This is a genomic window from Clostridium sp. AM27-31LB (genome assembly GCF_003480745.1).
Classification (GTDB): domain Bacteria; phylum Bacillota; class Clostridia; order Lachnospirales; family Lachnospiraceae; genus Butyribacter; species Butyribacter intestini.
Genome location: NZ_QUJS01000015.1, coordinates 19,563 through 31,113 on the forward strand (window position 1 = coordinate 19,563; position 11,551 = coordinate 31,113).

10 protein-coding genes are annotated in these 11,551 nt (G+C 37.2%); 9 read left to right on the plus strand and 1 reads right to left on the minus strand.

The genetic code is table 11. From position 1 onward, the window contains the following. Position 1: 1 nt before the first annotated feature. The 7 genes from DW721_RS15430 to DW721_RS15460 all read left to right on the plus strand — a co-directional run bounded on the left by DW721_RS15430 (position 2) and on the right by DW721_RS15460 (position 8,113). Positions 2 to 220, plus strand: coding sequence for a DUF896 domain-containing protein (locus DW721_RS15430; RefSeq protein WP_022014987.1), 219 nt, complete (start codon positions 2 to 4; stop codon positions 218 to 220). Between the two features lie 78 nt (positions 221 to 298). Continuing rightward, positions 299 to 901: a 5-formyltetrahydrofolate cyclo-ligase gene (locus DW721_RS15435; RefSeq protein ID WP_118746260.1), complete on the plus strand. Its 603-nt coding sequence runs from the start codon at positions 299 to 301 to the stop codon at positions 899 to 901. 157 nt (positions 902 to 1,058) lie between these two features. Continuing rightward, positions 1,059 to 2,360, plus strand: a complete 1,302-nt coding sequence (locus DW721_RS15440) for a trypsin-like peptidase domain-containing protein (protein ID WP_182436361.1) — start codon at positions 1,059 to 1,061, stop codon at positions 2,358 to 2,360. 175 nt (positions 2,361 to 2,535) lie between these two features. Beyond that, the gene (rpsO, locus tag DW721_RS15445) at positions 2,536 to 2,802 is read left to right on the plus strand and encodes a 30S ribosomal protein S15 (protein WP_022014990.1); all 267 of its coding nucleotides are present in this window, start codon (positions 2,536 to 2,538) and stop codon (positions 2,800 to 2,802) included. A gap of 390 nt (positions 2,803 to 3,192) precedes the next feature. Next, the gene (locus DW721_RS15450; RefSeq protein ID WP_022014991.1) at positions 3,193 to 5,280 is read left to right on the plus strand and encodes a polyribonucleotide nucleotidyltransferase; all 2,088 of its coding nucleotides are present in this window, start codon (positions 3,193 to 3,195) and stop codon (positions 5,278 to 5,280) included. A gap of 242 nt (positions 5,281 to 5,522) precedes the next feature. After that, entirely contained in the window at positions 5,523 to 7,565 is a 2,043-nt protein-coding gene (locus tag DW721_RS15455; RefSeq protein WP_182436362.1) for an HD-GYP domain-containing protein, read from the plus strand. A gap of 14 nt (positions 7,566 to 7,579) precedes the next feature. Then, positions 7,580 to 8,113 (plus strand): Gx transporter family protein, encoded by a 534-nt coding sequence (locus DW721_RS15460; RefSeq protein ID WP_118746263.1) that lies wholly within the window; start codon positions 7,580 to 7,582, stop codon positions 8,111 to 8,113. 79 nt (positions 8,114 to 8,192) lie between these two features. Here DW721_RS15460 and DW721_RS15465 read toward each other — a convergent pair whose 3' ends face one another. Beyond that, on the minus strand, positions 8,193 to 9,074 hold the full coding sequence (locus tag DW721_RS15465) for an AraC family transcriptional regulator (protein ID WP_207665631.1): 882 nt from the start codon (positions 9,072 to 9,074) through the stop codon (positions 8,193 to 8,195). Positions 9,075 to 9,314: 240 nt separating this feature from the next. Between DW721_RS15465 and DW721_RS15470 the strand changes: the two genes are divergently transcribed. Both DW721_RS15470 and DW721_RS15475 read left to right on the plus strand, forming a co-directional pair. Further along, positions 9,315 to 9,947 (plus strand): ATP-dependent Clp protease proteolytic subunit, encoded by a 633-nt coding sequence (locus tag DW721_RS15470; RefSeq protein ID WP_118746264.1) that lies wholly within the window; start codon positions 9,315 to 9,317, stop codon positions 9,945 to 9,947. A 294-nt stretch (positions 9,948 to 10,241) separates the two neighbouring features. Beyond that, positions 10,242 to 11,348 (plus strand): LCP family protein, encoded by a 1,107-nt coding sequence (locus DW721_RS15475; RefSeq protein WP_182436363.1) that lies wholly within the window; start codon positions 10,242 to 10,244, stop codon positions 11,346 to 11,348. Positions 11,349 to 11,551: the final 203 nt, after the last annotated feature.

Sequence of the window (11,551 nt, forward strand, 5' to 3'; positions counted from 1 at the left end):
AATGACAATGGATGAAAAGATAAAGAGGATAAACGAGTTATACCACAAATCTAAGGCTGAGGGACTTAATGAAGAAGAACTTGCGGAGCAGAAGCAGCTCAGAAAAGATTATATTGCATCCGTAAGAGGAAATCTTACGAGCCAGCTTGAGGGGATAACAGTAGTTAATCCCGACGGAACAGTGGTTGACATGAAGAAAAGAAGAAAGAAATTGCATTAAAATGTGATTCTCAGGTGAAAAGCAGGCATCAAAAAAGATGATACCATCGTAAATTATAAAGGGAAAGATATAACAACTATGGAAAAATCTGTTTTAAGAAAAGAAATGAAAAGACTGCGCAGGGAAATGACCGCAGAGGAACGAAAGATAAGAGATGAAAAGATATTTGAAAACCTGACAACCCTCAGCCGCTTCAAAGATAAAAAATGGTTTTACATTTACGTATCATATGGAACGGAAACAGATACAAAAGAAATAATAAAATATCTTCTGAGTCTGAAAGATAAGAAAGATATACATATTGCGGTACCGAAAGTGTTAGGCACAGAGATGGAATTTTTTGAGATAGACTCACTTGATGAACTTAAAAAAAGCAATATGGGAATATTAGAACCGAATAACCACAGGTTAGTAAATGTAAAAGATGTGGAATATTTTGAAAGATTAAATCCGGCAGAAAATGTTGTCATGATACTTCCGGGGCTTGCCTTTGACATGGAGCGTGGCAGAGCAGGCTATGGCGGTGGCTTTTATGATAAATATCTGAACCGGTATGGTGCGGATGATTTTTTGAAGATAGGTATATGTTATGATTTCCAGATGCAGAAATACGACACTATCAAGATGGAAGAAAATGATGTGAAAGTAGATATGACGGTGACTGATAGGGCTTATTATTGATATAAATATAATCTCTTTTTTATAATTAATCACAATTTGAACACAATCAATACACAAACTAAACAAATTTTGATTGTATTATTGTACTTGTAATAAAGAAACAGACACAAACAAAAAGTAACAATAAAGATACATGAGTGTGAGAGGAGAGATTTATATGCGTAAAAATAATTTTTTAAAGATAACAACATATGCAGCAGTATTTGGACTTATAGGTGGAATGAGTTTTGAGGGAACGACTTATATTTCAAACAAGTATTTAAATAAGTCGGCAGTAGAGAGCACAAGTTCAACGACAAAGAGTATCGACAATACAAAGACACTTTCATCAACATCTACAAAGACAAGTAGTTCTGACGGAGTTTCAGGCATCTCTGAAAATGTACTTCCGTCAATAGTAGCCATTGATGTAAAGACGACGGAAACTTCTACAGATGTATTCGGAAGGACATACAAACAGGATGCGAGTGGAAGCGGTTCGGGAATAATTGTTGCACAGGACAGCAAAAATATCTATATTGCAACAAACAATCATGTTGTTGCTGATGCAAACAGTGTATCTGTTACATTTAATGACAAGAGTGTTTATTCTGCTGTCGTAAAGGGAACTGATTCAGACTCAGACCTTGCAGTTGTTGAGGTGCCGGTATCAAAACTTTCAGCAGATACATTGAGCAATATAAAAGTTGCGACACTTGGAGATTCAAGCAAGACAAAAGTTGGAGCACAGGCTATCGCAATAGGAAATGCTCTTGGATATGGGACATCTGTAACAGTAGGTTATATAAGTGCAAAAGACAGGGAAGTATCAAGTGAAGATACTAACATGAAGCTTCTCCAGACGGATGCAGCTATTAACCCGGGAAACAGCGGTGGAGCACTTGTTGATTCAACAGGGGCAGTCATCGGCATAAATTCATCAAAATATGCAGATACATCAGTTGAGGGTATGGGGTTTGCAATACCTATCAATACTGCAATACCTATCATCAATGATATTGTGAAATCCCAGACTGTATCAGAAGATGAACAGGCTTATCTTGGAATAAAAGGAACTGATGTATCATCAGAATACGCACAGTATTACAATCTTCCGGAGGGAATTTATGTATCAAGCGTGACAAGTGGTTCTCCGGCAGAAAAAGCAGGCATCAAAAAAGGTGATGTTGTCGTTAAATATAAAGGGAAAGATGTAACAACTATGGAAGGTCTGCAGGAGAAGATGAGTCGCTCAAAGGCAGGAGACAAAGTGGAGATTACCGTAAAGAGAGCTGATAATGGTGAGTATAAAGAGGTTAAGGTTACTGTTACACTTGGCAGAAAATCAGATGCACCACAGGAAACGACAGACAGCAGTTCATCAGAGGGAAATTCTGATTCAGATAATGGCAGCACAAATAATGGTTCAGACAGTAACAGCGGTCAGAACAGCCGGAAGGGAGATTCATTCTTTAACTAAAAGAAAAAAATATATTTACAAGCATATGATAATATGTTAAACTACAGTAGTTGTGTTCAGATTTATCTGAATTGCGGCATGAAACTACCGGCACTCAGTATAAGGTCGCTCCGTCCTATTCTTAGTGTCAGGTGAAATATTATCAAATACCCCGTAGAGGGACAGGAGGTCAATTATGATTAGCAAAGAAAAGAAAGCAGAGATTATCAAAACTTACGGACGTACACCAGAGGATACAGGTTCTCCAGAGGTACAGGTAGCTCTTTTAACAGCACGTATCGTTGAGCTTAACGAGCATTTAAAAGAGAATAAGAAGGATCATCATTCAAGACGCGGTCTTCTTAAGATGGTAGGTCAGAGAAGAAATCTTCTTGCTTACTTAAAGAAAAAAGATATCGAAGCTTATCGTGAACTTATTGCTAAATTAGGTTTAAGAAAATAATCTGTTTATGTATCAATATGCTGGAGATTACAGCATAACATAAAATGCCATCAGTGTTGTTTGGATAAATAATGCTGATGGCATTTTTGCACTTTGGCTGCATAAGATAAGATTAATGTATCGCTGTAAATACAGAAAAACAAATAAGCTTGCAAATATTAAAATAAAATGATATACTTATACAGATGTTGTGTAGGCTGGAGCCGAGACTGCTGAAAAGTATATCTTTTTTTGTTTTATGAAAGATTTTATATAAAAACAGTAAATTTTTCAATGAGTGTTAAGGTATATTTTTCAGTTGTTTCGGGACAAGGGCCTACATAAAATAAAATTGGCAGGGCATACCTCGTGTTATGGTAATGTTTTGCATTGTAGAGAAAGGAGATTTTCATGGCATATAAATCATTTTCCATGGAACTTGCCGGCAGAACTCTCACGGTAGAGGTTGGGAGAGTTGCTAAACAGGCAAACGGTGCAGCTTTAATGCACTATGGTGATACTACTGTACTTTGTACAGCTACGGCATCAGAAAAACCTAGGGAGGGAATTGATTTCTTCCCACTTTCAGTAGAATTTGAAGAAAAAATGTATTCAGTTGGAAAAATTCCGGGAGGATTTAATAAGCGTGAGGGAAAGGCATCAGAGAATGCAGTTCTTACCGCACGTGTCATCGACAGACCTATGCGTCCGCTCTTTCCAAAGGATTATAGAAATGACTGTTCTCTTAACAATCTTGTACTTTCAGTTGACCCTGAGTGCCGTCCGGAACTTGTAGCGATGATTGGTTCAGCTATAGCTACATCTATTTCAGATATTCCATTTTATGGACCATGTGCTACAACACAGCTTGGTATGGTAGACGGTGAGTTTATTGTAAATCCAAGTCAGGAAGTATGGGACAGTGGAGAACTTAAGCTTACGGTTGCATCAACAAGAGAAAAGGTTATCATGATAGAAGCAGGAGCAAAAGAGCTTCCTGAGGACAAGATGATAGAAGCCATCTACAAATGCCATGATGTAAACCAGACTATCATTGCGTTTATAGACAAGATGGTTGAAGAAGTAGGAAAGCCAAAGCATGAATATACAAGCTGTGCTATTCCTGAGGAAATGTTTGATGAGATTAAAAAGATTGTTCCTCCTGAGGAGATGGAAGTTGCCGTATTCTCAGATGATAAGCAGACTCGTGAAGAAAATGTGCGTCAGGTAACAGAAAAACTTGAAGAAGCATTTGCTGAGAATGAGGAGTGGCTTGAAATTTTGCCTGAAGCTGTATATCAGTATCAGAAAAAGACAGTACGTAAGATGATATTAAAGGATCATAAGCGTCCTGACGGTCGTGAGATTACACAGATTCGTCCGCTTTCGGCAGAGGTAGACCTTATACCTAGAGTTCACGGTTCTGCAATGTTTACCCGTGGACAGACACAGATTTGTAATATCACAACACTTGCACCACTCTCTGAGAAGCAGAAAGTTGACGGACTTGATCCTAATGTTACTGAAAAGAGATATATGCATCATTACAACTTCCCTTCATATTCAGTAGGAGAGACAAAGCCGAGCAGAGGACCGGGACGCCGTGAAATCGGACATGGTGCACTTGCTGAGAAAGCACTTTTACCGGTTCTGCCTAGCGAAGAGGAATTTCCATATGCTATCAGAAGTGTATCTGAGACTTTTGAGTCAAACGGTTCAACATCAATGGCTTCAACATGTGCATCTTGTATGTCACTTATGGCAGCAGGTGTACCTATTAAGAAAATGGTAGCAGGTATTTCATGTGGTCTTGTTACCGGCGAGACAGATGATGATTTCGTACTTCTTACGGATATTCAGGGACTTGAAGATTTCTTCGGAGATATGGACTTTAAGGTTACAGGTACTACAGAGGGTATCACAGCTATTCAGATGGATATTAAGATTCACGGTCTTACAAGACCTATCGTAGAGGGTGCTATCGCAAGATGCCGTGAGGCAAGACTTTTTATAATGGATACTTGTATGAAACCGGCTATTTCCGAGCCTCGTAAGGAAGTTGGAAAATATGCACCAAAGATTATCCAGATGCAGATTGATCCTCAGAAGATTGGTGATGTAGTAGGTCAGAGAGGAAAGACTATAAATGCACTTATAGAGCGCACAGATGTAAAGATTGATATTACTGATGACGGTAATGTATCTATCTGCGGTGAAGATGCTGAAAAGATGGCTGAGGCTAAACGACTTATCGAAGTCATCACGACAGATTTCTATGAAGGACAGATTCTTGAAGGAGAAGTTATCAATATCAAAGAATTTGGAGCATTTATTGAATTTGCACCGGGAAAAGAGGGCATGGTTCATATTTCAAAGATTGCAAAAGAGAGAATCGACCATATTGAAGATGTTCTTACATTAGGTGATCATGTTAAGGTTATCTGCCTTGGAAAAGACAAGATGGGCAGAATGAGCTTTAGCATCAAGGATGTGAGATGATTAGGAACAATGTTCTTAAATTAAAAGCGGAATAAAAAGCAAAAAAGAGATTTTGATAATATCAGAATCTCTTTTTTCAGTATATTATATAGATGATAATTTTTGTTGCATAAATGCCGGGTGCTTTTTCCAAAACTTACAAAAAATACTCGACATTTTAGCTCAATAGATGTAATATGTAATTAATGGGAGAAAAAAGAGGGATAATAGGAGAAAATAAATACGATAGGAGTCAAAGGTGCATGAAGTCGATTGAAAAAAGGGATTCGGTAAAATTGTATGCGGGTGTTTTACTGTGTACGATTATGTCAGTGGTGGCAGTTATAATTGTTGGAAATAGAGATATACTTTATGACCGGTTTGTGACAGGAGTTTATGGCAATGGAAGTATAATTAGTATTATAAACCAAAAGGTTATTATTGCAGGTACGGAAGTAAAGGTTATACCGTTACTTCCATTTAATATAAAGGCGGTTGCTGTTGCACTGGTTGTCTTTATGGCAGGCTGTACTGCAGTTCAGCTTCGCACAAGAAAAGGAGTATTTGTAGCGTTGTCAGGTCTGCTTATGATTATGGTTGTACAGTGGTGGTTTATATTTAAGAGTGTCCTTTATATTCCAATTGTTGAGATTTTGTCCTTTTCAGGAATTACATATGTAATGCTCAGTCTGATAAAATTTATTGTATATAGATACAACACGAAAAACCTGCCTATAGGTGCAGTAGTAAAGTTTGTTAGAAATATAGTAAATATGGAATCAGAGACTACATATGCTAATTATCTTTTGAACAATAAAAAGCAGATAGAAAAGTCGTTATCGGCAGAACTGATACATCCGGCAATGACAAACAGCTCAGGGTTGCTTAAAAAACTTTCAGATGAAAATCACAGAAATAAAAAGTTTGTGGAAACACAGTTGTTTGGCAGAGAAAAGTCAAGCACGACAACGGTTGTACAGACAAGGACAAAACTTTTCAGGGGAGTATCTTATCTTGCTTTTATACCAATGCCGGTTATCGACAAAAATTCAGAAGAATTGGTTTACACGGTCATAGGTCTTGAACGAAAACTTGGTGTTCAGAGGGCATCGCATATCTCGACAATGTTATTTTCGATGTATATTTATTTCAGGGCGAAACATGAGAGAGATGAACATCAGAGAATTTATTTTTCAATGTTGTCTTTGATGATTTCCGTTATAGATGCAAAAGACCCTGTTACAGCAGGTCATTCACAGAGGGTTGCCGAGTTGTCAAGGGATCTTGGAACATGGCTTGGACTTGACAAGAGACAGATGTTTGATCTTGAGTTTGCTTCACTCATGCACGATATAGGCAAAATAGGTGTATCGGATTATGTGCTTAATAAGCCAAGTGTTTTTACAAGAAGTGATTTTGAACAGATGAAAAATCATACCGTGCGTGGAGCTGAGATGCTTCAGGAAGTTGGTATGAGTGACAATATAGTAGCGGGTGTAAGACATCATCATGAGAGGATTGACGGCTATGGTTATCCTGACGGAGTAAAAGGTGATGAGATAAATCTGCTCGCCAAGATTATTAAAATAGCAGATGTTTATGATGCTCTTACAAGTAAAAGACAATATAAAGAAGCCTGGAAAACAGATAAGGCAATGGACATCATATACAATGGCAGGGGAACAGAGTTTGATGAACATATTGCAGATGTGTTTATCGAACATATGGCACCTGACACATGGATTCCGCCTGTTCAGGTGACTCAAAAACACGGTTCTGACAGCCTTATGGACAAGGCTGTGAGCATTGCTGTTGATTTTTATGGAAAATATAAAAAAGAGATGGACGAGTCTTATGCAGTTTCAAGTAAAAACAATGATAAAGTAGAATTATGTAATAAAGATTCGTTTATGGGGTATGATTGGGGAGAGACATTTAACAATGGAAGATTTCTTGTGGAAAAACCACTTATAATTGCATATGAAAACAAGACCGAAAGCCTTATTTTTGCCCAATCTTCCTCTGATGAATGTGTGGACAAGATTTATTATTACTTTTTTAAGGGTTTTGTCAATCTTGGAGTCTTTCTGTTAAAGAGAGATAAAGTGGGAAGTGTTTTAGATGCATTGATAAACGAATATGGTGTTCCGGTAAAAGTAAGTGACGAATTTATGTCATACAAATGTGATAAGATGAGAATAGTATTTTATCATACAAATGATGATAATTGTCTGTTGTTCTATATACCTGAGTATATGTGTGCAAACTATGTTTTTGAGAATGACAGTACAGATATGGCAGTGTAGAAGTGAGGATTGATATGAGGCAAAAAGAAAACCGCCATAAAAGACTTGGTACAAAGAAGATTTCAGGCATAGGGCTTATGATAGCACTTGCATTTGTGCTAAGCTATATAGAGTCAATGATACCGATAAATATCGGTATTCCGGGAATAAAAGCAGGATTTTCAAATATAGTCGTTATTTTTGCCATGTATGTGTATGGTCCGTTTACGGCTTTTGGCATAGCAATCGTCAGGATAATACTTGTCGGATTTACATTCGGAAGTCTTGCAAGTCTTATGTATAGCTTTGCGGGCGGTATGCTGAGCTTTTTTGTAATGTTTATTTTAAAAAAAGCAGATATTTTTTCCGTGAACGGAGTGAGTGTGGCAGGTGGTGTGAGTCATAATACGGGTCAGATAATAGTAGCTATGCTCGTTCTTAAGACAAAATTGCTAATATATTATCTACCTGCACTTATAATATCCGGAACTGTTGCAGGGGTAGTCGTCGGCATAGCAGGGGGGCTTCTGATAAAGAGGATTGGATTTGTTATTCATTCGCAAACCTGACAGGCGGAATGAGAAGCATATGAGAGATATAAAAAAGTATGGCAGAAGAGGTGTGAAAAAATTATTCCATGAATATGTACTATTCATGGAATAATTTTCTTTGTGCGTAAGTATTGCGGTAATCGGACGGGCTTTGTCCGGTTATTTTTTTGAAAGCACTTGAAAAATTGTGATTATCAGAGAAACCTATTTCATATCCAATCTGTGAGATAGGTTTATTTGTGTCACTGAGCAAAGCCTTTGCCATATCCATTTTTTGATTTAAGATGTAAGTTTTCAGTGAAACACCCGATGCCTTTTTAAAGAATGTCGTTATATATTTTTCATTGTAGCCAAAATATTCTGCTATCTCACTGACTTTGAAATTTTCTCTTATCCGCCATGATATATAATCGACAATATCGGTGTATAACTGCACATGGTCGCCCTTTAGGGAAACTCTTCCATTAGAGAGGTAGAGCTGACTGTGAAGTTCCATCAGTGCCGCAGTTATATTGAGAGAGTTTAATATTTTACTTCCGTATTTTCTGTCACTGTCCTGAAGTTGTTTGAATAATACTATAATCCTGTCAATACGCGGAATCGTGTTTTGCACGGGAAGAATCATATTCTGATTTTTATGTATATTATTTAGAATGTCATTTTCACTCATTGAACAACGGGGGGATATAAGTTCGTCAGGATAAGTAAAATGCGTCCAGTAGAAAGTACATTTTGATGGCTTATATCCGTACTGTTTAAGTGTCGGCGACATAATGAGATATTCTCCCTTTTTTACCACATACTGTCTTTTATCATCCGCTATATAAAGTTCGCCGTCAGTCATAACGATAAATTCATAATCCGTAAGTGCCCTTGTAATGTGTGTCCAGTTTTCGTCAGGTGCAATAAACTTGCCTGTCCAGTTGAACTGTAAGGGTTTTGATATTTGAAAATTTAATACATCCATATGTTTTACCATACCTTTCATATCCTTTATATACATTATATATTATGGGATTTGTGTGTGCAATGTTTAAGGGGGATTTTTTATTGTTTATGGATTTGTTGCGTTTTGCAGCGGATTTTTTTGAAAAAACTGCACATACTTTTATTGTGCAAGAGGCAGAAACAGTTGACGATACTTGGAAAATTTAGAACGAAATACCTTTTGGTAAAACATTGTTGATATGAATAAAAACAGCACAGAAATGAGGGGAATATGGATAATATAAGAGAATATGGAATGATTGAACTTGACGATGAAAAGAGCGGAAAACATTTTTTGGTAATCTCGATAATCGGGGAGATAGAAGGACATAACAGTGCATCTGAGAAGGTAAAAACAACGAAGTATGAACATCTGCTGCCTATGCTCGTATCAATTGAGGGCGATGAGGATATAGACGGGATACTTTTCCTGATAAATACGGTCGGCGGTGATGTCTCGTGTGGACTTGCACTGGCGGAGATGATAGCATCACTTACAAAACCGACTGTTTCACTGATAATAGGTGACAGCCATTCAATAGGGGTACCGCTTTCAGTCGCCGCAGACCACACTATCATAGCTCCTTCCGCAACGGTTGTCATACATCCGGTGAGAATGAGTGGCACGGTGCTGGGTGCTCCTCAGACATATGAGTATTTTCAGCTCATACAGGAGCGGATAACGAACTTTATCGCAAAACACAGCGTAATTGAGAAAAAAGAGATAGAAAAGATGATGGTGACACCGGGGATATTGTCAAGGGATCTCGGTACGATACTTGTTGGAAAAGAAGCCGTTAAAAAAGGACTTTACGATGAAGTTGGCGGGATAGCCGAAGCAATAAAAAAACTGAGACAGTTATAAATGGCAGACTTCTTTTTGCTGAATATATAAAAGCTTGTAATTTAATGTTACATTACAGCGAGTTTCTGCAGAGTAAAATAGAAGATTCAATGTTTTTTTACAATATCCTTAAGAATTGCGTAAATTTATTGCAATATGAGAAAGACTCCTATATAATATTCAAAGGTAAAAAATAACAAATAAAATCAGATGATATGGTGCAAAAGTTAAAAACAGATAGTAATCCATCGGTCTTAGAAATATTGTTTAGCTTCAACACCATAATATAATATCTGTGAGTAAATGGGAGTGTATATGGAAGAAAATCGTAGAAACAGTGACAGAAACAGTTTTAAAAAGAGAAGCAGAAAAAAAAGAAAGAAGAAAGTATTAAAGAATGTTCTGTTAAGCATCTGTCTTATAATAAGTATTGCGGCAGGCTATTTTGCGGCAAGGGCACAGGTTATGTTCAACCAGTCATTAAATCATGTAAAGAGAAATTATGACTCGGCATTAGCTACAGTTGATTTAAGTGGTATTCATGTCGATTCTGATAATGATATTATAAATCTTCTTTTTATAGGTAATGACCACCGAAAAGAGTGGAATGGTTTTGTTGAGGAGGGACTTCCGGATGTTATGATGATAGGAACTCTCGATAAAAAACATAAATCATTAAAACTTACATCACTTCTCAGGGACATGAAAATTTATTCGTCATCATCAGGAAAATACAGAAAGTTAAATGAGTGTTTCAATGATGGTGGCATAAAGGGCATATATAAGGCTATTGCAGAGAACTTTAACATAAAGCTTGACGGATATGTCATGGTCGGCTTTGATGCGTTTACGCAGGCAATAAATACGATAGGCGGAGTTGAAGTAGAGCTTACGCAGACGGAAGTAGATTATCTGAGCAAGACAAACTTTATCAGAAAGAAAAAATATCGTAAAGGTTTAAAAGTCGGAAAGCAGAAGTTAAACGGTTATCAGGCACTCGGATATTGCCGCATACGAAAAGGATATGATGTAATAGGAAAGTCTGTCGTTACGGCAAACGGACTTACCGATGATTACGGTCGTACATGGAGACAGAGAACAGTTATCAGTGCCGTGTTTGCAAAGATGAAGAAACAGCCGCTTTCAAAATGGCTTGAAGTTGGAAATAAGGTTCTCTCTAATATTGAGACGGATCTTGACAATGACAAGATAATGTCTCTTATGAAAGATACGGTATTTCTTGGTACGGCTGATGTAAAACAGCTTCAGATACCTATGGAGGGATATTTCACGACAAGTTCTGACGGAGCATATCTTCTTTCAACAAATTCAAGTGAAACTGACTGGAGCACAAATGCTGATATTTTGAAAAATTTTATATTCAAATACAATGGCAAAGGTGAATTTAAGTATGGAAAGTAACAGTTCAGCCTTTTATTTCCTCAATTCATAAACCTGCCAGCAAGCTGTCAGTCGCTGCTTTGCAGCTTTTGTTTATTTCATTTCAGAAATGAAAGGCTATTCTACCATAAAAAGATAATCAACAATACAATGAGCAAGCTCAAGTATTGTCAATTATTTTTTATGGCTGAACTGTTACTATGGAAATAAAAAGTAGTCAGAAT